21 protein-coding genes are annotated in these 22,850 nt (G+C 61.3%); 14 read left to right on the top strand and 7 right to left on the bottom strand.

What is annotated here, in order from left to right; translation table 11 throughout:
• Positions 1 to 10 precede the first annotated feature (10 nt).
• The 4 genes from DBW_RS18800 to DBW_RS11555 are packed head-to-tail and all read right to left on the bottom strand — an operon-like array spanning position 11 to position 2,980.
• Positions 11 to 535, bottom strand: coding sequence for a c-type cytochrome (locus tag DBW_RS18800; protein WP_197463637.1), 525 nt, complete (start codon positions 533 to 535; stop codon positions 11 to 13).
• Positions 536 to 555: 20 nt separating this feature from the next.
• Positions 556 to 696, bottom strand: a complete 141-nt coding sequence (locus tag DBW_RS18185) for a cbb3-type cytochrome c oxidase subunit 3 (protein WP_082820321.1) — start codon at positions 694 to 696, stop codon at positions 556 to 558.
• A complete protein-coding gene (locus DBW_RS11560) occupies positions 696 to 1,559 on the bottom strand; it encodes a cbb3-type cytochrome c oxidase subunit II (protein ID WP_066727672.1) in 864 nt (287 codons plus the stop codon). Before DBW_RS11560 ends, DBW_RS18185 begins: the two co-directional genes overlap by 1 nt.
• A 17-nt stretch (positions 1,560 to 1,576) precedes the next feature.
• Positions 1,577 to 2,980 carry a cbb3-type cytochrome c oxidase subunit I gene (locus DBW_RS11555; RefSeq protein ID WP_066727671.1) on the bottom strand — a complete coding sequence of 468 codons (1,404 nt, stop codon included), beginning with the start codon at positions 2,978 to 2,980 and terminating at the stop codon, positions 1,577 to 1,579.
• Between the two features lie 278 nt (positions 2,981 to 3,258).
• Between DBW_RS11555 and DBW_RS11550 the strand changes: the two genes are divergently transcribed.
• The 7 genes from DBW_RS11550 to DBW_RS11520 all read left to right on the top strand — a co-directional run bounded on the left by DBW_RS11550 (position 3,259) and on the right by DBW_RS11520 (position 12,380).
• On the top strand, positions 3,259 to 4,797 hold the full coding sequence (locus tag DBW_RS11550; protein WP_157471878.1) for a sensor histidine kinase: 1,539 nt from the start codon (positions 3,259 to 3,261) through the stop codon (positions 4,795 to 4,797).
• Between the two features lie 37 nt (positions 4,798 to 4,834).
• Entirely contained in the window at positions 4,835 to 5,803 is a 969-nt protein-coding gene (locus tag DBW_RS11545) for a polyprenyl synthetase family protein (protein WP_066727669.1), read from the top strand.
• Between the two features lie 212 nt (positions 5,804 to 6,015).
• A complete protein-coding gene (locus tag DBW_RS11540) occupies positions 6,016 to 6,249 on the top strand; it encodes a hypothetical protein (protein WP_066727668.1) in 234 nt (77 codons plus the stop codon).
• 62 nt (positions 6,250 to 6,311) lie between these two features.
• Positions 6,312 to 8,858, top strand: a complete 2,547-nt coding sequence (locus tag DBW_RS11535; protein WP_066727667.1) for a PAS domain-containing sensor histidine kinase — start codon at positions 6,312 to 6,314, stop codon at positions 8,856 to 8,858.
• A gap of 60 nt (positions 8,859 to 8,918) precedes the next feature.
• Complete coding sequence (locus DBW_RS11530) at positions 8,919 to 9,329, top strand: acyl-CoA thioesterase (RefSeq protein ID WP_066727666.1); 411 nt, start codon at positions 8,919 to 8,921, stop codon at positions 9,327 to 9,329.
• 181 nt (positions 9,330 to 9,510) lie between these two features.
• Positions 9,511 to 9,966 (top strand): large-conductance mechanosensitive channel protein MscL, encoded by a 456-nt coding sequence (gene mscL / locus DBW_RS11525; protein ID WP_066729833.1) that lies wholly within the window; start codon positions 9,511 to 9,513, stop codon positions 9,964 to 9,966.
• 143 nt (positions 9,967 to 10,109) lie between these two features.
• A complete protein-coding gene (locus tag DBW_RS11520) occupies positions 10,110 to 12,380 on the top strand; it encodes a GspE/PulE family protein (protein WP_066727665.1) in 2,271 nt (756 codons plus the stop codon).
• 155 nt (positions 12,381 to 12,535) lie between these two features.
• On the opposite strand, the gene DBW_RS11515 is transcribed toward DBW_RS11520, so the two are convergent.
• Positions 12,536 to 13,333, bottom strand: coding sequence for a hypothetical protein (locus DBW_RS11515; protein WP_066727664.1), 798 nt, complete (start codon positions 13,331 to 13,333; stop codon positions 12,536 to 12,538).
• A 45-nt stretch (positions 13,334 to 13,378) separates the two neighbouring features.
• Positions 13,379 to 14,497 (bottom strand): tRNA guanosine(34) transglycosylase Tgt, encoded by a 1,119-nt coding sequence (gene tgt / locus DBW_RS11510; protein WP_066727663.1) that lies wholly within the window; start codon positions 14,495 to 14,497, stop codon positions 13,379 to 13,381.
• Between the two features lie 499 nt (positions 14,498 to 14,996).
• Here tgt and DBW_RS11505 point away from each other — a divergent pair, with 499 nt between their 5' ends.
• The 7 genes from DBW_RS11505 to DBW_RS11475 all read left to right on the top strand — a co-directional run bounded on the left by DBW_RS11505 (position 14,997) and on the right by DBW_RS11475 (position 21,449).
• A complete protein-coding gene (locus DBW_RS11505) occupies positions 14,997 to 15,677 on the top strand; it encodes a succinate dehydrogenase cytochrome b subunit (protein ID WP_066727662.1) in 681 nt (226 codons plus the stop codon).
• An 11-nt stretch (positions 15,678 to 15,688) separates the two neighbouring features.
• The gene (locus DBW_RS11500; protein ID WP_066727661.1) at positions 15,689 to 17,605 is read left to right on the top strand and encodes a fumarate reductase/succinate dehydrogenase flavoprotein subunit; all 1,917 of its coding nucleotides are present in this window, start codon (positions 15,689 to 15,691) and stop codon (positions 17,603 to 17,605) included.
• A gap of 14 nt (positions 17,606 to 17,619) precedes the next feature.
• Positions 17,620 to 18,366: a succinate dehydrogenase/fumarate reductase iron-sulfur subunit gene (locus DBW_RS11495; RefSeq protein ID WP_066729831.1), complete on the top strand. Its 747-nt coding sequence runs from the start codon at positions 17,620 to 17,622 to the stop codon at positions 18,364 to 18,366.
• A 121-nt stretch (positions 18,367 to 18,487) separates the two neighbouring features.
• Positions 18,488 to 19,417 (top strand): CRISPR system precrRNA processing endoribonuclease RAMP protein Cas6, encoded by a 930-nt coding sequence (cas6, locus tag DBW_RS11490; RefSeq protein ID WP_066727660.1) that lies wholly within the window; start codon positions 18,488 to 18,490, stop codon positions 19,415 to 19,417.
• A gap of 84 nt (positions 19,418 to 19,501) precedes the next feature.
• Positions 19,502 to 19,804, top strand: a complete 303-nt coding sequence (locus DBW_RS11485) for a zf-TFIIB domain-containing protein (protein WP_066727659.1) — start codon at positions 19,502 to 19,504, stop codon at positions 19,802 to 19,804.
• 149 nt (positions 19,805 to 19,953) lie between these two features.
• The gene (locus tag DBW_RS11480; protein ID WP_066727658.1) at positions 19,954 to 20,328 is read left to right on the top strand and encodes a hypothetical protein; all 375 of its coding nucleotides are present in this window, start codon (positions 19,954 to 19,956) and stop codon (positions 20,326 to 20,328) included.
• A gap of 164 nt (positions 20,329 to 20,492) precedes the next feature.
• Positions 20,493 to 21,449 carry an IS1595-like element ISDesu2 family transposase gene (locus DBW_RS11475; RefSeq protein WP_066727657.1) on the top strand — a complete coding sequence of 319 codons (957 nt, stop codon included), beginning with the start codon at positions 20,493 to 20,495 and terminating at the stop codon, positions 21,447 to 21,449.
• Positions 21,450 to 21,520: 71 nt separating this feature from the next.
• Here DBW_RS11475 and eno read toward each other — a convergent pair whose 3' ends face one another.
• Complete coding sequence (gene eno / locus DBW_RS11470) at positions 21,521 to 22,807, bottom strand: phosphopyruvate hydratase (protein ID WP_066727656.1); 1,287 nt, start codon at positions 22,805 to 22,807, stop codon at positions 21,521 to 21,523.
• Positions 22,808 to 22,850: the final 43 nt, after the last annotated feature.

Below are 22,850 nucleotides of genomic sequence, written 5' to 3'. Positions count from 1 at the left end.
GCCGGTTTCCTTAAAGCGATTCGATAAAGGCGGTCAGGCTGGCGATCTGGTCCTTGGAGAGCTGGTTGCCGAAGGCCGGCATGCCGCCCGGCCGGCCGCCGCTGATCGAGGTCTCGATGTCAGCAGTGGTACGGCCGAACTTGAGGGTTTTGGCCGTCAGGTCGGGTCCGATACCGCCGGTCGCAGCGGCGCCATGGCAAGCCGCACAATGTTGCGCAAAAAGCTCCTTGCCGGCCGCGACCTGGTCTGCCTGGCTCTGCTCGGCGGGCTTAGCCGCAACCGCTGCTGCTGATCCTGAAGGAGTCTTGCCGCCCTGCTGATCCACCTGCTGTTGGTGGGTCGCCATCTTCTGCTCGAACTCGGCCTCAGAACTCCAGCCGGAGAGCAGGTAGTAGGCGGAGAAGATGACACCCCAGAGAATCAGCCCGTAGAAGAGGACGGAGAAGTAGGCGGGCGGCGCGGTGACGCGATTTTCAATGATCCCGTCAAAATTGTGCACAGCGTGTTTGTGTTCGTGGTCGTCGAGCATGGCCATAGCGAATTCCTCCGCGAAAGTCAGTCGTCATCAAGCATACGGTTTTTCGGTTCCTCCAAGGTCTCCTTGCGCTTGCGGCTGTAGGTGCGCACCACAATAACCGCAAAGACCAGGAAGAGGCCGAAGGTGATCCCCAGATAAAGGAGCGAGGCCCATCTCATCAGTGGCGCTTGTGGTACTTGACGAAGGTGACGAGCTTCCAGACCCGGTCGGGACCGAGGGCCGCGAAGCCCGGCATACCGGCGTCGGGGATACCGTTGAAAATGATTTCGTAAAGGTCGGCATCGGGCAGGTCAAGGTCGTGGATGTCAGCAGCGATACCGCCGGTCATGTCGTCGCCGTGGCAGGCGGCACAGTGCTGGGCGAACAGGGCTCCCCCGGCTTCCAGGACGCTGGAATCGCTCTGGTAGGGGTTCTGCAATTCGCCGACCATGATCGTCTGCGCGGCCTGGCGCCAGGGGATGTCGCTGCCGAGTTTCTGCAGGTAAGCGACGAGGGCATCCATCTCGCTCTTTCCCTGCAGGGCGGTAATGTCAGCCTCCTGGTATGGGAAGTCCAAAACCTCCATCTTTTTTCGGGTGTAGGCCGGGTCGACCAGCCCTAAGCCGAGAAAGGCGTAGGCCGGCATGTTGGAACGGGGCACCATGGAAGTTGGCGCGGCCATGTGCTGGTAATGCCAGGCGTCCGGATACTTGCCGCCGATGCGGGCCAGGTCCGGCCCGGTACGGCGCGAGCCCCAGAGGTGGGGACGGTCGTAGACGAACTCACCCGACTTCGAATAGTCCCCGTAGCGCAACACTTCGGCGACCAGCGGCCGTACCGTTTGGGTATGGCAGTTGTTGCATCCCTCGCGGATATAGACATCGCGGCCGGCCAGCTGCAGGGCGGTATAGGGTTTGACGCTGGCGATACGGTCGGCTTCGGTATTGACCCAGGCGAAGGGAAGCACCATGGTGATGATGGTGCCAACCAGAATGGTCAGGGTAGCCAGCAGCAGAAAGAGGACCGGTTTTTTTTCCCACATGACGTCGACCTCCCCTCTCAAGCGTTCTGAGCGATTGCGCCGGCGGGCTTGCCGCGGCGAACCGTCATGAACAGGTTGTAGATGAAAGTGGCGAGGCCGACAAGGTAAATCACCCCGCTGATCGCCCGAATCCACCAATAGGGGTAGAGTTCGATCAGGGTTTCCATGAAGGAGTAGGCGAGGCTGCCGTCGGGATTGAGGCTGTGCCACATGCCGGCCTGCTGCACTCCGGCGATCCACATGGAGACGGAATAGCCGAGCTGACCGAGCAGAACCAGCCAGAAGTGAAGGTTGGCCAAGGGGATGCTGTAGAGCTCCCGGCCGTAAATGCGTGGCACCAGGTAGTAGATGGCGGCGAAAAGTACCAGGGAAACCCAACCCAGGGCTCCCATGTGAACGTGGCCGGGAACCCAGTCAGTGTAATGAATGAAAGCCGAAAAGGATCGTATCGCCTGCAGCGGACCCTGCAGGGTCTGCAGGCCGTAGAAGGTGATGCCGAGGATCAGGAACTTGACCAGGTAATTCTCCCGCATCTGGTGCCACTGCCCCCCCATCGACAGGTAGCCGTTGAAGACCGAACCCCAGGAGGGCGCGATCAACATTACCGAGAAGGCCATCGCCAGGGTCTGGATCCAGTCCGGCACCGGGGTCCAGAGCAGGTGGTGGGCGCCGGTCCAGAGATACATGAAGATCAGCGACCAGAAGGCGACGATGGAGAGGCGGTGGCTGTAGATCGGCACCCCGGTCGATTTTGGCAGAAAATAGTAAAAGACCGCCAGCGGCGGCGCCGTCAGCACCATCGCCACCGCGTTGTGGCCATACCACCACTGGACGTTGGCGTCATTGGTGCCGGCATAGGCCGAATAGGACTTGAAGAGAGAGACCGGAACCTCCGCTGCATTGACCAGATAGAGGATGGCAACGCCAACGATGGAGGCGAGCATGAACCAGAGCGAGATGTACATCTGCTCTTCCCGGCGCTTGATGATCGTCATGACGATGTTGATGGCGAAGACCACCCAGAGGATGACCACCATGACGTCCACCGGCCACTCCAGCTCGTGGTACTCCTTGGAGGTGTTGAACCCGAGCAGGAGGGTAATGGCGGCGGCGATGATGGTAGCGTTGAAAAACCAGAGCTGGAAGCGCGCCAGGCCATTGCTCCACAAGGGGCGGCGGGTGAGACGCTGTACCATGTAGAGGAAGGTGGCGAAGAAGCTGCCGATGGCCCAGCCGAAGATGCCGGCATTAGTGTGCAGCGGGCGCAGGCGGCCGTAGGTGAGGTAGGGCGGGAAGTTGAGGTCAGGGTAGACCAGCTGGAAGGAGATCAGGACGCCGACCAGCACGGCGACCAGCCCCCAGAGGATGCTCCAGCTGACGAAGCTGCGGACGATGGCGTAATTGTAGCCGGGTTGTTCCATGGCGCCTCCTTGAGATCGTGGCAGGTCCCTCCCGGTGTGGCCGGGAAGCGGGGCAGGCAGGGTCCCCCGCTGAAGGTAAAAGAGATAAAAATTGTCCTATATTACTCAGTGCCGGTTGGATGTCAACCCGGTTGTCGTATTTTGTTTTCCGGGCGCAGGTCAGCCCGGGTTCTGTAGCCTGGGTATGTAGTTCGGGGCATGTAGTTGACAGTTATATCACCGCTTCACTATGATGCCAGCACCGTGGCTGTTGCCCCGGTCGGAAAGGGGGCAGGGCTGTGCCATTGACGCTGGGGCGGAAATTCTTTCTCTATTCGGGCGGTACCCTGGTGGTGGTGCTGCTCATTGCGTTTCTGACCCTGGAACGGCAACAGGCCCGCCAGTGGGAGGACCACCTGCGGACCCAGAACAGCTCTTTTGCCCGGCTGGCGACACCTGAACTCCTGAAACTTTTCCGGGGGGACTTCCCCCCCCGGGAGAGCGTGGTGCTTCAGGATGTCTATGACTTCCTCAGTTTTAACCGTGACCTGGTGCGCTTCGAGATTTACAGCCCGGCCGGGCGTCTCCTGTTCCAGTCTCCCCAGTTTCCCGATTACCTCGATCTCCCCCTTAAACTTGACAGCATCGCGGTGGACCGCGAGCGTTTGAAGGTGCCGCGCATGACGGTGCAGACCCTGCACCTGGAGGATGGCCAGCGGCTTCTCGACCTGACCGAGCCTGCGTTCGGGCCGACCGGGGCCCAGGTGCTGACCATCCGCTACCTGGTCTCCTTCGATTCCGTCGACCGCCGCCTGCTCGAGATGCGTCAGCAATCGTGGCGCATCGGCGGTATTGCCCTGATTTGCTCCCTGCTCCTCACCGGGCTTGGCGCGCGGCGGGTGACCCGGCCGATCCAGGCCCTGACCGCCGGCGCCCGTGCCGTTGCCCGCGGCCAGTTGGCAACGCGGATTGCCGAAAACGGGCGGGATGAACTGGCGACCCTGGCCCGGGCTTTTAACGAAATGGCGGCGAGCCTGGCCGCCAACCAGGACGAATTGACGGCCAAACACGCCGCCCTGATCCGGGCCAACGCCGAACTGCAGGCGATCCAGGAACACCTGATCCGGGCCGAGCGCCTTGCCACTATCGGCCAGTTGGCGGCAGGAGTTTCCCACGAAATCGACAACCCGGTCGGCATTATTCTCGGCTATGCCGAGCTGCTGCTGGAAGACTTGCCGGAGACCGACCCGCGGCGCGAGGACGTGTTGGCAATCATCGCCGAATGTCAGCGCTGTCGGCGCATTACCGGCGGTTTGCTCGGACTGGCCCGCAGCACCCCGGTGCAGTGGGAACCCCTCGACTTCACCCTTCTGGTGCGCGAGACCCTGACCTCGCTGCAGCCCCAGAAGATTTTTCGCGGCATCGACTGTCGCCTTGCCATTGACCCCGATCTGCCGTTGCTGGTCGGCGATGCCGACCGTCTGCGCCAGGTGCTGGTCAATCTGTTGATCAACGCCGCCCAGGCTCTTGGTGGTCAGGGCATGATCGACATGGAACTGGCCCGGGAGGGGGGAGCCCTGGTGCTGCGCATTTGCGATGACGGGCCGGGGATACCACCCGAGTTGCGGGAACGAATCTTCGAGCCCTTTTTCTCCACCAAACCAAGCGGTGAGGGGACGGGGCTCGGTTTGCCGGTCTGCAGGAAATTGATCGAAGAGCATGGCGGGAGTCTCGAGGCTGAGGCTCGGGAAGGGGCCGGCGCCTGCTTCCGCTTGCAATTGCCCATTCAAAGCCCGGAAAAAAGTTTTGACAAGGGTTACGACGATTCTTTAGGATGACGAGAATTTCCTATTTGCCGGAGATGGCTTGACACTTATGGACAAGGTACTGGCCCAACTGAAAGACGATCTGCAACGGGTGGAAGCCCAGTTCAAGATCGACCTGACCTCGGATGTGGTCCTGATCCGCAAGGTTGGGGAATATGTCCTGGCCAGCGGCGGCAAACGGATCCGGCCGATTCTGCTCCTTCTTTGTGCGCGCCTGGCCGGTTACCGCGGCGACGCCCATATCGGTCTGGCCAGCGTCGTCGAGTTTATCCACACCGCGACCCTGCTGCATGACGACGTAGTCGACAGCGCCGTGCTGCGGCGCGGCAATGCTTCCGCCAATTCGGTCTGGGGGAACGAGGCCTCGGTACTGGTCGGTGATTTTCTGTTCGCCAAGTCCTTCTCGCTCATGGTTAGGGGCGGCAGCCTGGCGGTCCTCCAGGCACTCTCCGATGCCACCACGCAGATGGCCGAGGGGGAAGTCCAGCAGCTGATCAGTACCTGTGACCTCGATATCGACGAGGCGAGTTACCTGAATGTGATCGAGAACAAAACGGCCATTCTGATCTCCGCCGCCTGTCGCGTCGGCGGCATCCTCGGCAACCTGGAGCCCCAGCAGGAGGAAGCCCTCGCCGCTTATGGCATGGATTTGGGAATTGCCTTCCAGTTGATGGACGATGCCCTCGATTACGTGGCTGACCAGGACGAGTTCGGCAAGGCCAAGGGGCATGATCTTGCCGAAGGGAAAATGACCCTGCCGCTGATCCACGCCCTGCGCCAGTGTACCCCTGCCGAGCGCCAGGAAGTGGCTGTAATAGTCGAGGCCGAGGATTTGGACGATGTCGCCCTGACCCGGGTGACGGCGCTGATCGAGCGCTACCAGGGGATCGAATACACCCGCCGCCGTGCCGCCGATATGGTTGCCCGTGCCAAGTCCCACCTCGCCGCCTTTGCCTCCGGCCAGGAGCGGGACGCCCTAGAAACCGTGGCCGACTATGTCCTTAGTCGCCGTAAATAGACGGCGACCGACCGGTTAAATAACTTGAGAGGATTGGTCTGGTTCTTCCAGTGACGCCCGTGACGGCCCCGCCGTTGCGGGCGTCTCTCGTTTGCACCTGGGGAGATTTTCTGGTTGGCCTGAATTTTGCTCAAAAATAGAATCCATATTTTATTGGCGCCCGTCAGCCGGGCACTTTGGCTAAACCTGCCGAACCCCCGGGGGGGACGATTATGGAAACTCTGGTTCACACCACCCACCATGCGATTGCCGGAAACGATTACGAAATTCTGATCTTTCGGCGGGCGGATGGTACGCATGTTGCCAAGACTTTCTTTACCCCCCGTGACGTCATCATCAACGACGGGATTTCCCTCGAAGAAGCACTCTCCCGGCACCAGCGGCTGCTCCCGCTGGCGGTCAATTCCCGCGAATTGCTCTACGCGACCCGCCGCCTGAGCTGCTAATTTTTTAGCGACTGTCCCAACAGGGTGGTCGACAGCCCCGCCCTGCTGCTATACTCCCGTCCATGCCGCGTCTGAACCTGCACCGCAAGGTGCTCTATGCCTTCTGGGCCCTGTCGCTGATCCCGCTGATTCTGCTGCTGGTCAGTTCCAACCACAGTCTGCGGCTGGTGGAGTCACTGCTGCGCGCCAGTGCGACTGCCGCCATCGATCAGCAGGCCGCCCGGGCCTTGCAACTGCGCGCCGAGATGGTTGCAACCGATGTCGGCGACTTTCTGCAACGGGTCGAAGGGGACCTGCGCGACCTGGCACTCCTCCCCGCCCGGCCCGATTCCTACCTCGCCTTCAGTGCCAACCATCATCGCGCGATCTGGCAGCGCTGCGGAACCAATCGGGCCCCGCAGGAATGCCGCGACGAAATCCCCCTTTACCGGGAACTGGCATTTGTCGGTGCCGACGGCTTCGAGCGACTCCGGATTGTCGACGGGGTGGTGAGCCGGGAGTTGCGCAAGGTTGCCGACCCGGCCGATACGACCTATCGCAGCGAAACCTACTTCAGGGAAGCGGCCCGGTTGCCCGCCGGTGCGGTCTATGTGTCCCATGTCACCGGCTGGCATGTCGGACGCCAGGCGCAGCTGGGGGACGCCGCCAGCCCCGAGGAAGCGGTGGAGGGGGCGAGCTACCAGGGAGTGGTCCGCTTCGCCATGCCGCAGCGCGCCCCGGACGGCACCTTGCGGGGGGTGGTCGTGCTCTCTCTCGATCACCGTCACCTGATGGAGTTCACCCAGCACATCATGCCGACGGAGGAACGCTACGTCGTCTTTCCCTCCTACGACAGCGGCAACTACGCCTTTTTATTTGATGACGAGGGGTGGATGATCGCCCACCCCAAGTTCTGGGACATCCGCGGGCTGGATTCCCAGGGCCGGCTCGTTCCCCCCTATACCCTTGCCTCCAGTTTTGAGGATGTCCAGGCCGGGCGTATCCCCTTTAATCTCTTCAACGCCGGTTTCGTCCATCCCAATTATCCGGTCGTGGCCAGCGCTGTTCTCGACGGCCAATCGGGGGTGGCCGATGTCACCAATGTCGGTGGCTCGGAGAAGATCATGGCCTACGCGCCAATTCGGTATAGCGGGGGGAGTTATGGTGACCGGGGAATCTTTGGCGGCGTGACGATTGGCGCCGAGGTGCGCCAGTTTCACAAGACCGCTCTCGCCACCTCGGCAGTTATCCGGCGCGAAATCACCCGTTTCGTCAGCGGTTCCTCCCTGATGATCACCCTCACCGGGTTGCTGGTCCTGTTCGCTGCCTGGCGATTGTCGCGCGGGATTACCGGACCGCTCCTGGAGCTGATTGACGGGACCCGGAAGATGGCGCGGGGGAAGCTGGCCACCGAGGTGCCGGTCTCCGGCCATGATGAAGTCGGGCAGCTCGCCGCCTCCTTCAATACCATGGCCCGCGAACTCAATGAACGCCGGGGCCGCCTGCTGCGCACCCTCCAGGCCCTGCGCCGGTCGCGCAAGGAGATTCTCCGCGAACGCAACTTCAAGGAGACGATCTTCGAAAATGTCGAAACGGGAATCTTTACCCTTGACGCGGGCGGCAACGTGACTTCGGCCAACGGGCCGGCGCGGCAGATTCTCGATCTGCCGGTCCTTGCCGCACCCCAATCGGCCGCGGTACTGCTGGCCGGGTGGCCGGAACTTCTCGGCGCCCTCGGTGCAGGAGAGGCGGCCAAAGGGGCGCGCGGGATCTGGAGTGATTACGTTATTGCCAGCCGCGATGGCAAGGAGCGCACCTTCCGCCTTGCCCTGCTGCCGCTCAGTTTCGGCGAAGCGGGGGGGCAACTGCTGACGGTGGAGGATCTCACCGAGCGGGTCGAGATGCGCCATCACCTGGCGCGCATGGATCGCCTCGCCTCCCTGGGGCGGCTCTCCGCCGGGATCGCCCACGAAATTCGGAACCCGCTGACCGGGCTCAGTCTGTTGCTCGATGAACTGCACGACCGGCTGATCAGCAGCAGTGGCGACCAGGTGCTGATCCGGCGCGCCCTGAGTGAAATCGAGCGCCTCGAGGGGCTGGTCAATGAACTGCTCGAATTCGCTGCGCTCCCCAAGTTGCGCCTGCAAAACGATGCAATCGGCGGCGTTCTCGCCGACACCCTCTTCCTGGTCGAAGGGCAATGTCGCAAGGCCGGAATCTCCCTGCAGCAGAGTATCCCGGAGAACCTGCCCTCCTTCCCCCTTGACCGCGACAAACTGAAACAGGCATTCCTCAACCTCCTGACCAATGCCATCGAAGCGATGCCGGCGGGAGGGGTCCTGCGACTGAGCGCCGCACTCCAGGATGATCAGGTGCGAATTGCCGTTGCTGATTCCGGAGAGGGGATACCGGCAGAGCGTCTCCCCTTGATCTTCGAACCTTTTTACACCAGCAAGGGGGCGGGGACCGGCCTGGGGCTCTCCATCAGCCACAATATCGTTTCGGAGCATGGCGGCCGCATTGAGGTCGAAAGTTCACCCGGAGGTGGGACGACCTTCACGCTCTGGTTCCCCTTGCCGCCGAAGCCGATAACCGTCGCGAACGAGAGCCGGCCTCCCGCCAGGAAGTGAATTGGTGCGGCCGCTTTTTTGACAGTCCCAGCTGGAAATTGAAATCCGGGAGTATGTGCCATGGAAAATTTTCGTTTCAGCATCCCTTACACGGTTCGGGTGGCCGACATCAACTACGGTGGTCATGTCTCCAACGCCGCGGTTCTCAGTTTTTTCCAGGATGCACGCATTGCTTATCTGGGCCATCTCGGCGATTTCTCGGAACTCGATATTGGCGGCTGTGGCATCATCCTTCCCGAGGCACAGGTTCGCTACCTGGCGGAGATGTTTCTCGGCCAACAGCTTGAAATCGGCGTCCGGGTCAGCGAACTGCGCAACTCGTCTTTTATCATGAGCTACCGCATCGAACGGGGTGGTGCCGCCGTTGCCGAGGGGACAACCAGCCTGGTTGCCTTCGATTACCAGAGCCGGCGCCCGGTCCGGCTTCCCGGGCCATTTCGCCGGGCCGTGACCGCTTTCGAGGGGTTCTAGGCTTCCGCACCAGGGACCGCTCTGGGCGGAAGGGTAGCTCCTCACCCGTCCCTCCCTTGCATTTGCCGCCAGAGTGGTAGACTTCCTCCATGCCGGGCGACTGCAACTGTGCAGTCGTGACCATCATGGAATCCCGGTTGAAATCAGATTCACCCTTGAGAAGGAGATGAATGGGATGGCCATGGTGAAGGAATTCAAAGAGTTTGCCATGCGCGGCAACGTCGTCGACATGGCGGTCGGGATTATTATCGGCGGTGCCTTTGGTACCATCGTCAAGTCTCTCGTCGCCGATGTCATCATGCCGCCGATCGGCCTGCTGCTGGGAAATGTCGATTTCTCCGACTTGTATGTGGTGCTCCGGGAAGGGGCTACGGCCGCCCCTTATCTCACTCTGGCTGATGCCCAGAAGGCGGGTGCCGTGACCATCAACTTCGGTCTCTTTTTCAATGCGGTCGTCAGTTTCGTGATCGTTGCCTTTGCGGTCTTTTTCCTGGTCCGTTCGCTCAACAGGATGAAGCGGCAGGAGGAAGCTCCGGTGGCTGAGCCGACCACCCGGGATTGTCCCTTTTGTTTCACCGCCATACCAATCAAGGCGAGTCGCTGCCCCAACTGCACCTCGGAGCTTACTGCAGGCTGAATCGAGGATCAAAATTTCGCCAGGGGTCGTGACCAGAGCAGGAGCAGGAAAGAGATGCCAAAAGTTGTAATGCTCCTTCTTTCATCATTCCCGCTGTGGTGGCGGGCCTGGTATGAATTTTATGTCGACCGGAGGCGCAAGCGATGGAACAACGAGTATTTTTGAACTTTCTCGACCGCGCGGAGGTCGAGGGGGTGCTGAAACGACCCTTCAAGCCGGGCGAGGGGGTCGTCGAGGTTCTCCTCGAGGGGCAGGGTCGCGCACTGACATTCCGTCTCTCCGAGCTGGCCTGCATCAAGTTCTGTGGGCCGGCGGTAAAGATCGTCAATGCCGAGCTGGGGGGGGGGTACGAGGAGGTTCTCACCATGAACGGCGAGACCTTTCGCGTGCAGATTCCGGATCGGGACAAGTTCACCGCCGGCTTCTTTGGTTTTCCCGAAGATGGACAGGGACCCTACCAGTCGATTTTTTTCACCAGCCACGGCATCCGGCTGCGGCAGCTGCAGCGCCCGGTCGGGCAAATACTGCTGGAAAATGGGGTGTTGCGGGAAACCGATATGAACGCGGCTCTCGCCGAGCAGGATCGCTTGCGGCGTCGCCGGGTTGGGGAGATTCTCGCCGAGGAGAACAACCTCCCCCAGGGGACCATTGAGGCGACCCTGCAACACCCTCCTGCTGAGGGGAGTCTGCCGAAAAATGCGCGGGTTGGCGACATCCTGATTGCGGCCGGACTGGTGACCCGGGAACAGGTGGAGAAGGCGGTTGCCAGCCAGGAACAGGGGAAGAGCAAGCGGATCGGGGACCTGCTGATTGAACGGGGCCTGATTACCGAGGAACAGCTGATGGTCGCCCTGGCCACAAAATTCCGGCTCCCCCTGGTCGATCTGAGCGCGGTCGAGCCGCAGGAGGAGGCCCTTGCCGCCCTCTCCAGCGGCATGGCCTACCGGTTCAAGGTCCTGCCCCTGGAGCGGGACGGCAACCGGCTGCTGATCGCGACCTCAGCCCCCACCGACACGACCATTGCCGACAGCCTGCGCTTTGCGACCGGTTGCCACATCGATCTGGTGGTTGCCTATGCGGCCGCCATCGACGATGCCCTGACCCGTTATTACACCCCCGAGGGTTCGGTCGATTCGCTCCTCGGGCAACTCGACGGTGAGATTGCCACCTTCGAAGAGGATGAGGCGAAGGAGTTCGGCTCCGAGGTCAGCGAGAGCGACTCCCAGGTGATCAATGTCGTCAACCGGCTTCTCATCGAGGCCCACCAGGAGGGGGTATCGGATATCCACTTCGAGCCCGGTCCCGGTTCGGCCCCGCTGCGGATTCGGCACCGCATCGATGGCTCTTGCCTGGTGGCTCACAGAATCGCCGGCGTCTTCAAACGCGCGGTCATCGCGCGCCTGAAGATCATGTCCAACCTCGATATCGCCGAGCGCCGTAAGCCGCAGAGCGGCAAGATCCTGCTGCGGGTCGGGCGCAAACTCCTCGAATACCGGGTCGAAATCACCCCCACCGTCGGTGGCCAGGAAGACGCCGTCTTGCGGGTGCTGAGTTCCTCCAAGCCGCTGCCCCTCGACCAGCTCGGCTTCTCCTCTCGCAATCTCAATGCCTTCCATGATTTTCTGCGCAAACCCTATGGCCTGATCCTCTGCGTCGGGCCGACCGGTTCGGGGAAAACGACGACGCTCCATTCCGCGCTCGCCGTGATCAACACTCCGGAGCGGAAAATCTGGACCGTCGAGGACCCGGTTGAGATTACCCAGTCCGGTTTGCGCCAGGTCCCGGTCCATCCACGAATCGGTTTTGGTTTCGCCGAGGCGCTGCGTTCCTTCCTGCGCGCCGACCCCGACGTCATCATGGTCGGCGAGATGCGCGATGTGGAGACCGCCAAAATCGCCATCGAGGCGTCCCTGACCGGGCACCTCGTCCTGAGCACTCTGCACACCAACAGCGCCCCCGAGACCCTCACCCGGCTGATCGAGATGGGGATGGATCCGTTCAGCTTTTCCGATGCCGTGCTCGGGGTAATCGCCCAGCGCCTGGCGCGGGCGCTGTGCAGCCACTGTCGCCGGCCCCGGCCTGCGTCCCGAGAGACCTGGTCCGACTTGATCGCCGCCTATGGTGAAGAGCGGTATCATGCGGATGGCTTTCCCGCATGGTCACCCGATGCCGTCCTGATGCTGGCCGAGGGGTGTGAAAAATGTGACGGCAAGGGGTATCGGGGACGGGTTGCCCTGCATGAAGTTTTGGTCGCAACCGCGGAGATCAAGCATGCCATCAAGCGCAATCTTCCCCTTGAAGAGATCCGGGATCTCGCTCTCGACCAGGGGATGCGCAGCCTGAAAATGGACGGTGTCGCCAAGGTGCTGGCTGGACAGACCGATTTTGACCAGGTTATGAAGGTCTGCCTTTAACTCCGGTTCCCACCCAGCCTCAAATCCGGCTCGCCCCCAGTCCCATCCGTCTCCTGCCCCACGGTTTGCCCCTTGGGGCGCAGCTCACTTCCCTTGTTACCACAGCGTTCTTGCCGTTAGTGAATAGCGGCGACTTGCGCTGGAAACGGCCCAGGTCAGCCGTGACCACGGCGCCTTAGTTCGTCGGAGACCAGTTCTCTCTGGGCGGGGGAAAGGCGCCGGCCGGCGAGCAGGTTGTGCAGGTCGGGGGTGCGCAGGGCGGGGAGGAAGAGGGTGAACCAGATCGCCGGGGTCCGGCGGTTTTTGAGGATGGCGAGCCGCAGGTTGGGGCGGCTCTTCCAGCGCGGGTGACGCGCGACCATGGAGATGGTCTCGGCACTGGCGGCGGCGCTGTTGAGGAACTGCAGGATGGCCACTTCCCGGAGCTGCCCATTGGCGAGACAGGCCTCGACCACCCGGGGTTCTCCCTCCCGCAGCAACGCGGCGAGCAGCACCGGGGTGCCGCGCCGGGCCAGAGTCAGCTTGTGGCCAAGTTCGACCGTCGGCAGCCGCTGCAGGATGACCCGTTCGGCGGCAAGGCGCTGGTCGGGGGTGGTGCCGGGAAGAATGCAGAGATTGAGGAGTTCAAAGAGATAGAGGTGGGGGAGGAGGGTGAGGGTGACCGCTCCCGGGGTGCCGGGATTGGCGGCGAGGGCCAGCTTCAGGCGGTGACTGGTTTCGACCAGAGGGAGCTGGGACAAGGCCCGAAGCAGATCCTCGGGGAGATCCCGCCGTTTCAACAGGGCGAGGAGGTGCTCTTCGCGAAGAGCACGGTTTTTCAGCGCCGCGCGCAGGACCTCCGGAGCCGGATCCTGCAGAACCTGGAAGAGGTTGGCGGAGGTTGCGGTTAACGCTTGTCGCAGGCGGCCCACCAGGTCGGGGTCAAGCTGGCCGGCGGGGTGATTTTCACTCAACGGCGCCTCCCTGCGTCCGGGATGCGGGGCCTGGCATGGGTCCGGTTACTCGTCGCCGCCGCTCGTGCCATAAAGGCCCAGGAACTCGGCCTTGAAGGCGGCATAGTCGCCGCTCTCGATCGCTTCCCGCGCGCCGGCCACCATGTTCAGGTAAAAGCGTACATTGTGGATCGCCGCCAGGATCGCCGAGAGGATTTCATTGGCGTTGTAAAGGTGGTGGAGGTAAGCCCGGGTAAAGTTCCGGCAGCAGTAACAGTCACAGGCGGCATCAACGGGGAAGAAGTCGCGCCGGTAGCGGCGATGGGTGAGGCGGATCTTGCCGCGGCTGGTGAAGAGGGTGGCGCTGCGCGCGTAGCGGGTAGGGATGACGCAGTCGAACATGTCCATGCCGCGTTCGATGCTTTCGAGGATGTCCTCCGGCAATCCCACGCCCATCAGGTAGCGCGGCTTGTTGGCCGGCAGGAAGGGTTCGGTGTCGTCGACCACCTGCTTGAGCAGATCCAGCCCCTCGCCGACGCTGACGCCACCGATGGCGTAGCCGGGAAAATCGAGGGCGGTCAGCTGCTCGGCGCATTCCCGGCGCAGGTCGGGATAGACGCTCCCCTGGACGATGCCGAAGAGGGCCTGATCGGTGCGCTGGTGGGACTTGCGGCATTGCTCGGCCCAGCGGATCGTCTTGCGGATGGAGTTGGCGGCGTAGCCATGATCGGAGGGATAGGGGATACATTCGTCGAACGCCATGATGATGTCGGCGCCGAGAGCATTCTCGATCGCCATCGCTTCCTTGGGGCCCAGGAAAATCTCCTCGCCGGTTACCTCGTGACGGAAGAAAACACCGTTCTCGGTGATGCGTTTCTTGGGCAGGGAAAAGACCTGGAAGCCGCCGCTGTCGGTGAGGATCGGTTTTCCCCAGTTCATGAAGCGGTGCAGGCCGCCGGCCTTCTGTACCAGCGCCTCGCCCGGTTTGAGATGGAGATGGTAGGTGTTGGCGAGGATGATCTGGGCGCCGCATTCGCCAACCTGGTCGGGCGTCATTGCCTTCATGGCGGCATGAGTGCCGACCGGCATGAAGATCGGCGTCTCGATCACCCCGTGGGGCGTGTTGAGACGGCCGCGGCGGGCGCGGGTGGTGCGGTCGGTGGCGAGGAGCTGAAAGTCAAACATCGGAGTCATCCAGTTGGGGGCGAGCCGGGGAAAAAGAATAGCCCGAAATGATCCGGGCATGCCTTGCGGACTCTAGCAGATGCCGCCTTGGAAAGCAACCGGAGAGAGGGGCTGCGGACCGGCCTGGAAACGGCCCGGGAAGCGGTCCTAACACTGTTTGAAAGGTGTATACAATATGCACTTTTAAGTTGACACGTATACACCCCGAATGGTACTTAGAACCAGTTTCTGCCCCGTTAAAATTCTGCCATCTTCAAAGGGTGTCCGTGGTCTTTTGACCCTGGCGCCGGTTCCAATCCATTCCTTTTTCCCGAAAAGGGGGTCTGAATCATGAAATCCTACGGCGAATGGCGTGCTCCACCTGTTTCTTCACCGGTCTTCGGCGCCCACATTCTCTGTGAGTCCATCCGGAGAGCGGCGACGGGGCATAGCGCATAGAGGCCTGGGGTTTTCATGCCCCAGTTTGGCAAATGAAATTTCAATCGAGGGAAAAGACATCATGTTACTGACGCAAAGCTCCGTGGGCAGAAAGCTCCTGATGGGAATCACCGGGCTCATCCTGCTCCTGTTCGTGTGTGTCCACCTGCTCGGCAACTCGTCGGTCTTCGTCGGACCGGACGGGATCAACGCCTATGCCAAGCATCTCCATGATCTCGGTCCCCTGGTCTGGTTGTTTCGCCTGGTGATGCTGGTCGTGATCGGTATTCACATCGCACTCGGCGTGCAGCTGACTCTGGAGAACCAGAGCGCCCGGCCGCTGGCCTATTCGGTGAAGGAGAGCCTGCGGGCGACCTTCTCCAGCAAGACGATGATTATCTCCGGCGGCGTGTTGCTCGCCTTTATCATCTACCACCTCTTTCATTTCACCATCCAAAGCGTCGGCCCCTTCAGTGCCAAGGCCAATCTCGTCGATCTTCACGGTGAAATGGTTCCCGACGTCTACACCATGGTCGTGCTGAGTTTCAAGCAGCTTTTCATCACTCTGGTCTACGTGGTCGGGATGATCTTTCTCTTCCTCCACCTCGGTCATGGCGTCCAGAGCTTCTTCCAGACCATGGGCCTGACCAACGACAAGACCTTCCCGGGGATCGGCGTATTCGGCAAGGCGGTGGCGTTCGTGCTGCTGCTCGGCTATGTCTCCATTCCGCTTCTCATCATCATCGGCGCAGTCAACGGCTAGGGGGTACAACAGTGATTCTCGACGGCAAATGTCCTACCGGACCTATTCAAAATTCCTGGGATAAACACCGCTTCGACATGAAGCTGGTCAATCCCGCCAATAAACGTAAATTCAAGATCCTGGTGGTCGGCACCGGCCTTGCCGGCGGCGCCGCTGCGGCCTCCCTCGGCGAGCTCGGCTACAACGTCGAAGCCTTCTGCTACCAGGACAGCGCCCGCCGCGCCCACTCCATCGCCGCCCAAGGCGGTATCAACGCGGCCAAGGCCTACCCGAATGACGGCGACTCCATCTATCGCCTCTTCTACGACACCATCAAGGGTGGCGACTTCCGCGCTCGCGAGGCTGACGTCTGGCGCCTCGCCCAGGTCTCCAACAACATCATCGACCAGTGCGTCGCCCAGGGCGTTCCCTTCGCCCGCGACTACGCCGGCTACCTCGACAACCGCTCCTTCGGCGGTGCCCAGGTCTCCCGTACCTTCTACGCCCGCGGACAGACCGGCCAGCAGCTGCTGATCGGTGCTTACCAGGCGCTCTCCCGCCAGGTCAAGGCCGGGACGGTCAAGCTCTTCACCCGCCGCGAAATGCTCGACCTGGTCGTTATTGACGGCGTCGCCAAGGGGATTACCTGCCGCAACCTCGTCTCTGGCGAGATCGAGTCCTACGTCGGTGACGCCGTGGTCCTCGCCACCGGCGGCTACGTCAACGTCTTCTATCTCTCCACCAATGCCATGGGTTGCAGTGTCACGGCCAACTGGAAAGCAGCCAAGAAAGGCGCTTTCTTCGCCAACCCCTGCTACACCCAGATTCACCCGACCTGCATCCCCCAGACCGGCGATCATCAGTCGAAACTGACCCTGATGTCCGAGTCGTTGCGGAACGACGGCCGCTGCTGGGTGCCGAAGAAGAAAGAGGACTGCGACAAAAAGCCCCACGAGGTCAAGGAAGAAGATCGCGACTACTACCTGGAGCGCAAATACCCCTCCTTCGGCAATCTGGCGCCGCGCGATATCGCTTCCCGTGCCGCCAAGGAACAGTGCGACGACGGTCGTGGTGTCGGCCCCGGCAAGCGCGGGGTCTATCTCGACTTCCAGTCCGCCATCGACCGCGTTGGCCAGCCCACCATCGCCGAGCGCTACGGCAATCTTTTCGACATGTACGAGAAGATCACCGACGAAAACGGCTACAAGCAGCCGATGCGGATCTACCCGGCGCCGCATTACGCCATGGGCGGTCTCTGGGTCGACTACAACCTGCAGAGCAACGTTCCCGGCCTCTTCGTGCTCGGCGAGGCGAACTTCTCCGTGCACGGCGCCAACCGTCTCGGCGCCTCGGCCCTGATGCAGGGGCTGGCGGACGGCTACTTCGTCATCCCCTACACCATCGCCCATTACCTGGCGCAGATCAAACCGGGCCTGGTGAAGACCGACCACCCGGAGTTCAAGAAATCGGCCGAAGATGTCAAGGGGCAGATCGACAAGCTCCTCGCCATCAAGGGAAAGAAGACCGTCGGCGAAATGCACCGCGACCTCGGCAAGATCATGTGGGAGAACGTCGGCATGGCGCGCTCCAAGGAGAGCCTCACCAAGGCCCTCAAGGAGATCCCCGCCCTGCGCGAGGAATTCTGGAAAAACGTCAATGTCACCGGTGGTCCCGGCGAGGTCAACCAGCAGATCGAAAACGCCGGTCGTCTGGCCGACTTCCTCGAGTTCGGCGAGCTGCTTGCCAAGGATGCCCTCCATCGTGAGGAATCCTGCGGTGGCCACTTCCGTGTCGAGCACCAGACCGACGACGGCGAGGCGATGCGTGACGACGAGAACTTCACCTATGTCGGCGCCTGGGAATTCAAGGGCAACGACAAGGAGCCGGAACTCCACAAGGAGCCGCTGAAATTCGACAATGTTCATCTTGCCGTGAGGAGTTACAAATAATGGCCGCGAACGGAATGAATCTGACGCTGCATGTCTGGCGGCAGAAAGATGCCAACGACAAAGGGAAGTTCGAGCAGTACCAGGCGAAGAATGTCAGCCCCGACATGTCCTTCCTTGAAATGCTCGACGAAGTCAACGAGGACCTGATCCGGACCGGCCGGGAGCCGATCGTTTTCGACCACGACTGCCGCGAGGGAATCTGCGGCATGTGCTCGCAGATGATCAACGGAATCGCCCATGGTCCCGACGACCTGATCACCGTCTGCCAGCTGCACATGCGCAAGTTCAAGGATGGCGATACCATCTATATCGAGCCGTGGCGTGCCAAGGCCTTCCCGGTCATTCGTGACCTGCAGGTCGACCGCAGCGCCTTCGATCGCATTATCCAGGCCTACGGCTATACCTCCGCCCACACCGGCGGGGTGCCGGACGGCAACGCCATCCCGGTATCGAAGGTCGACGCCGACAAGTCGATGGATGCGGCTGCCTGTATCGGGTGCGGCGCCTGTGTCGCCTCCTGCCCCAACGCCTCGGCGATGCTCTTTACGGCTGCCAAGGTTTCCCACCTCGGTCTGCTGCCGCAGGGTGAGGTGGAGGCGGCCCGCCGGGTGCGCGCCATGATCCAGCAGATGGACGCCGAAGGCTTCGGCAACTGCACCAACCATTACGAATGCGAAGCCGCCTGTCCCAAAGGGATCAAGGCCACCTTCATCGCCCGTATGAATCGCGAACTGATGAAGGCCCTGCCCCAGGGCGAATAGGTCAGGAAGGTATTTTAACACCGCCGGCAATTGGCCAGCGGTCTCCAGTCGGGCGGGTCTTCGGACCCGCCCTTTTTCGCTGTACGCTGGCAGCAAATTGCCGGCAGAATGCCCCGAACTGATGCTTGAGAACCTGGATCAATTCGAGTTCAGCCGCCTGCGGCTGCGCCTTGACCTGGGCACGGCGGTCGAGCTGCCGGCTGTGGCCCTGCTCGGACTGCGCCGCGAGTTGCAGCGGCTGGGACGCCAGGTCCTTGGCGGGGGAGCGGCATATGCAGCCATTTTCGACCCACCGGTCCCGTCTTCTCCCTATGGGGAGCGGCGCTATCAGCGGCCCGGTCCCGCCTTCGTCCTGAACCTGGCGCCGGAACAGTGCGGAAGCTGCGCAGCCGGGGCAGGACTGCTCCTTGACCTCGTCCTCTTTGGGCCAGGGATCCGAAACGCAGACGCATTTATTGCCGTCCTTGACGCCCTTGGCAGACAGGGGCTGGCCCAGGGCGCCGGCCGTTTCGAAATTGGCGCCGTGCGCCTGTTCGATGCCGCCGGGGGCGGGGAGGACCTGACCGGCGCCGCATTCCCGGTCGGCGGAAGACTGCCGATAGTCAGCGCCCGCTGGTATCTGGAAACCTTCGCCGAAAGCGCGATCTGGTCTCTGCGGTTTTCGACCCCGGCGCGGCTACTGGTGGCCGGGCGCCCTCTCTTTCGGGGGACACTGCCGCGCATCGTCCCTTTTGTCATGCGCCGCGTTACTTCGATGGCTTATGCCCACTGCGGAGTGGAACTGGTTCGGGATCCCCGCCGCGTCCTTGCGGCTGCTGAGGCGCTCGTGCTCGACCGGGGACGTTTCTGGTGGCAGGACTGGCGCTCCCTGGAAGGGGGCGCGGAGAGTCTCGATCTCGGCGGGCTGGTCGGGTCGGCGACCTTTGCTGCCCCCGCGGACGAGGATCTGCGGGCGCTCCTTCTCCTGGGCGCCCTGGTCGGGATCGGCAAGGGGGCGGCGTATGGCGCTGGCCACTATGCAATTGAACCGTTGGCGGCGGGCCGGGCGTAACGCCTTTTGTGCCGATGGTGGTTGTAGTCGGGATATTGTTCGCTATACTTCCTAAAAAGGCAGTAATTACGGGGAGGTGTCGCCATGACAGATGCATGGGAGGAACGCAAGAAAGCGCTTGAAAACGAATACTTTTTCAAGCTTGAAAAGGAACAGATTGCGCGGATGCAGCATGATGCCCGCGAGCGATTGATCCGCGAAGCCTGCCGCAATCGTTGTCCCAAGTGTGGTGAGCCGATCGAACCGAAAGAATTTCGTGGCGTGCCTCTTGACCAGTGCCCTGGGTGCGGCGGTGTCTGGCTGGGACCGAAGGATTTGCAGATACTGGCCGAAAAGGATCACCGCACCTGGTTTGAGACCTGGTTTCAGCAGGAGCAGAAAAGTTGACCCTAACGGGGGCGGCGCCGATGCGCCGCCCCCGTTTTTTGAACCACCTTGCTAGGTCCTGTGGGCCTGCTAAGCTTCAGACTGGAAGAAGTAAACAGCAGCGAGTTGCTTCTGGGAAATTGGCCCCATCGGTAGAAGGAGTCGGGAAGATGAGCTTCGGGTTCTGGGTCGTGGTGGCTGCTGGCGGGGTTGGTGGCTATCTGGCATTTCGTCGTTTGCGGGAGATGGAAACAGAGATTCGTGGCGAGATTGCCGGTCGCCAGGAGAAACCAAAAAAGGACGAAGTATCTGCAAGGGAGCCGGCGCTGCCGTCAGGGGGAGGGTCGGAACCGGTGGCCGTTACCCTCGACAACCAGGTGCTGAGCCTGATCCGGACCCGGCCGGGCCGGCTGCAGACCGACATCTACCGGGAAATGAGCCAAGTTGATCGCAAGACCTTGCAGGAACTGCTGTTGCGGCTCGATCGCGGCGGCCTGGTTCGCAGGGTGAAAGAGGGGAGCACCTATAAACTCTTTCCGGCCTGAGCGTCCCGGGGATAGTGGTTCCCGTTTCTGCGGCGCGAGGTTTCGATCGGAGTATTGCATTAGAAAACCTGATTAGCCCTAATTCTCAGCTATGACACATTCTGTCGCACAGGAAGCATAGAGTTTGGCCATGGAACCCATGAAAAACAAGGAGGTTAGCACCCATGGCCATCAATCGTATCCAGTTTCAACCGGGGCTGAGCTTGGCTGATTTTCTCAAAGACTACGGTACGGAAACCCAATGCGAGGCGATCCTTGAGCGCTCGCGCTGGCCCCAAGGATTTGTCTGCCCAGCATGCAGTGCAAGCCGCGCGGTCCAGTTCCGGCGAGGACAGTCGAAAATCTTCCAGTGCAGTCGCTGTCGAAAACAGATCTCTCTGATTTCCGGAACGATTTTTCATGGGAGCAATCTACCGCTGACCCAGTGGTTTCTTGCCCTCTACTTTATGACACAAGGCAAGTCCGGCCTGTCGATGCTGGAGATGAGACGTATGCTGGGCTTGAGCTACAAGGCGGCTTGGCGACTCAAGCACAAGCTCATGCAGGCGATGTTCGAACGCGAAGAGACAACGGTTCTGGGTCAGCGAGTCGAGATCGACGATGCCTACTTGGGCGGAGAACGCTCCGGCGGGAAAGTCGGTCGCGGTTCGGAGAACAAAGTTCCCTTCATTGCGGCGGTGGAAACGAGTCATGACGGCCATCCGCTGCGAGCGGTTTTTAGCCGGGTGACGACCTTCAGCAGCCATGACGTTGATCAATGGGCCAAGAATCATTTGGCACCGACGGCGCTGGTCGTTTCTGATGGCCTGAATTGCTTCCGCGCGGTCACCAAGACTGGGTGCTACCATCAGCGAGAGGTGGTTGGTGATCAACGCAGAAGTACCGACATGGGCTGCTTCCACTGGATCAACACCATCCTGGGCAATCTTAAGACGGCCATGGCCGGAACGTATCATGCGTTTGACTTCGACAAATATGCGCATCGCTATCTGGCCGAGTTTCAGTACCGGTTCAACCGGCGGTTCGATCTGCGCAGCATGCTGCCAAGACTGCTTTTCGCCTGTGTCTCAATCGGCAAGCGGCCCGAGGCCTGGCTTCGCCGAGCTGAGAATTGGACCTAATCAGGTTAGAAAAAGGGCCGGTCCGGAATATTCCGGACCGGCCCTTTTGGTGAGAGCAGAAGTTACGCCGATCAGCGCAGGTTGTAGAAGACTTCGCGCCCGTTAAACTGTGCGACCTCGTCAAGTTCATCCTCGATGCGCAGCAGCTGGTTGTATTTGCAGACCCGGTCGGTGCGGCAGAGGGAGCCGGTCTTGATCTGGCCGGCATTGACGGCCACGGCGAGATCGGCCAGGGTGGTGTCTTCGGTCTCGCCACTGCGGTGGGAGATGACGGTGGTATAGCCGGCCCGCTTGGCCATTTCGATGGCGTCGAGGGTCTCGGTGAGAGTGCCGATCTGGTTGAGTTTGATCAGGATCGAGTTGGCGATGCCTTTGCTGATTCCTTCCTTGAGGATCTTCGGGTTGGTGACGAAGATGTCGTCGCCAACGATCTGGATCCGTTTGCCGAGGCGGTCGGTAAGGAGTTTCCAGCCGTCCCAATCGTTCTCCGCCATGCCGTCTTCGATGGAGATGATCGGGTAGCGGTTGACCAGGTCTTCATAGAAGGCAACCAGCTCGGCCGGCGTCTTCACCGGCTGCTTCTCGTTTTCAAGGTGATACTTGCCGTCTTTGAAGAGTTCCGAGGAGGCGACGTCGAGGGCGAGCAGGATATCTTCTCCCGGCTTGTAACCGGCGGCTTTGATCGCCTCCATGATGACCTGGAGTGCTTCTTCGTTACTGCCCAGGTTGGGGGCGAAGCCCCCCTCGTCGCCGACGGCGGTGTTGTAGCCCTTCCCCTTGAGAACCGTCTTCAGGGCGTGGAAGATCTCCGCTCCCATGCGCAAGGCTTCCTTGAAGGAGGTGGCGCCGGCCGGCATGATCATGAATTCCTGGATGTCGACATTGTTGTCGGCGTGCGCACCGCCATTGATGATGTTCATCATCGGCAGCGGCAATTCCTTGGCGTTGGAGCCGCCGAGATACTGGTAGAGGGGGAGGCCGGCATCCTCTGCCGCCGCCTTGGCGCAGGCGAGGGAGACGCCGAGAAGGGCATTGGCGCCCAGGTTGCTTTTGAAATCGGTGCCGTCAAGTTCCAGGAGCTTGCGGTCGATTCCCGCCTGGTCGGAGGCTTCCCAGCCGACCAGCGCCTCGGAAATGACCTCGTTGACGTTTTCCACGGCCTTGGTGACCCCTTTGCCGAGGTAACGCCCCTTGTCGCCGTCCCGCAGTTCCAGCGCTTCCCGTTCACCGGTAGAGGCGCCGCTCGGAACCGCTGCCCGACCCATGGCCCCACTCTCCAGGTAAACTTCCACTTCGACCGTCGGGTTGCCACGGGAATCGAGGATCTCTCTGGCATAAATGTCAATAATTTCACTCATTTGAACCCCCTTGGGACTGGAATTATGTTGCCCCCGGCAGGGG

This window comes from Desulfuromonas sp. DDH964 (assembly GCF_001611275.1).
GTDB lineage: Bacteria > Desulfobacterota > Desulfuromonadia > Desulfuromonadales > DDH964 > DDH964.
The sequence above is the reverse complement of the archived record's forward strand: the minus strand, read 5'-3'. Positions and strand labels throughout refer to the sequence as shown.

What these genes read in the sequence shown, in the direction of transcription:
- DBW_RS18800 (WP_197463637.1), bottom strand. Translation starts at nt 535, where the DNA reads ATGGCCATGCTCGACGACCACGAACACAAACACGCTGTGCACAATTTT.
- DBW_RS18185 (WP_082820321.1), bottom strand. Translation starts at nt 696, where the DNA reads ATGAGATGGGCCTCGCTCCTTTATCTGGGGATCACCTTCGGCCTCTTC.
- DBW_RS11560 (WP_066727672.1), bottom strand. Translation starts at nt 1,559, where the DNA reads ATGTGGGAAAAAAAACCGGTCCTCTTTCTGCTGCTGGCTACCCTGACC.
- DBW_RS11555 (WP_066727671.1), bottom strand. Translation starts at nt 2,980, where the DNA reads ATGGAACAACCCGGCTACAATTACGCCATCGTCCGCAGCTTCGTCAGC.
- DBW_RS11545 (WP_066727669.1), top strand. Translation starts at nt 4,835, where the DNA reads ATGGACAAGGTACTGGCCCAACTGAAAGACGATCTGCAACGGGTGGAA.
- DBW_RS11540 (WP_066727668.1), top strand. Translation starts at nt 6,016, where the DNA reads ATGGAAACTCTGGTTCACACCACCCACCATGCGATTGCCGGAAACGAT.
- DBW_RS11535 (WP_066727667.1), top strand. Translation starts at nt 6,312, where the DNA reads ATGCCGCGTCTGAACCTGCACCGCAAGGTGCTCTATGCCTTCTGGGCC.
- DBW_RS11530 (WP_066727666.1), top strand. Translation starts at nt 8,919, where the DNA reads ATGGAAAATTTTCGTTTCAGCATCCCTTACACGGTTCGGGTGGCCGAC.
- mscL (WP_066729833.1), top strand. Translation starts at nt 9,511, where the DNA reads ATGGTGAAGGAATTCAAAGAGTTTGCCATGCGCGGCAACGTCGTCGAC.
- DBW_RS11520 (WP_066727665.1), top strand. Translation starts at nt 10,110, where the DNA reads ATGGAACAACGAGTATTTTTGAACTTTCTCGACCGCGCGGAGGTCGAG.
- tgt (WP_066727663.1), bottom strand. Translation starts at nt 14,497, where the DNA reads ATGTTTGACTTTCAGCTCCTCGCCACCGACCGCACCACCCGCGCCCGC.
- DBW_RS11505 (WP_066727662.1), top strand. Translation starts at nt 14,997, where the DNA reads ATGTTACTGACGCAAAGCTCCGTGGGCAGAAAGCTCCTGATGGGAATC.
- DBW_RS11495 (WP_066729831.1), top strand. Translation starts at nt 17,620, where the DNA reads ATGAATCTGACGCTGCATGTCTGGCGGCAGAAAGATGCCAACGACAAA.
- cas6 (WP_066727660.1), top strand. Translation starts at nt 18,488, where the DNA reads ATGCTTGAGAACCTGGATCAATTCGAGTTCAGCCGCCTGCGGCTGCGC.
- DBW_RS11485 (WP_066727659.1), top strand. Translation starts at nt 19,502, where the DNA reads ATGACAGATGCATGGGAGGAACGCAAGAAAGCGCTTGAAAACGAATAC.
- DBW_RS11480 (WP_066727658.1), top strand. Translation starts at nt 19,954, where the DNA reads ATGAGCTTCGGGTTCTGGGTCGTGGTGGCTGCTGGCGGGGTTGGTGGC.
- DBW_RS11475 (WP_066727657.1), top strand. Translation starts at nt 20,493, where the DNA reads ATGGCCATCAATCGTATCCAGTTTCAACCGGGGCTGAGCTTGGCTGAT.
- eno (WP_066727656.1), bottom strand. Translation starts at nt 22,807, where the DNA reads ATGAGTGAAATTATTGACATTTATGCCAGAGAGATCCTCGATTCCCGT.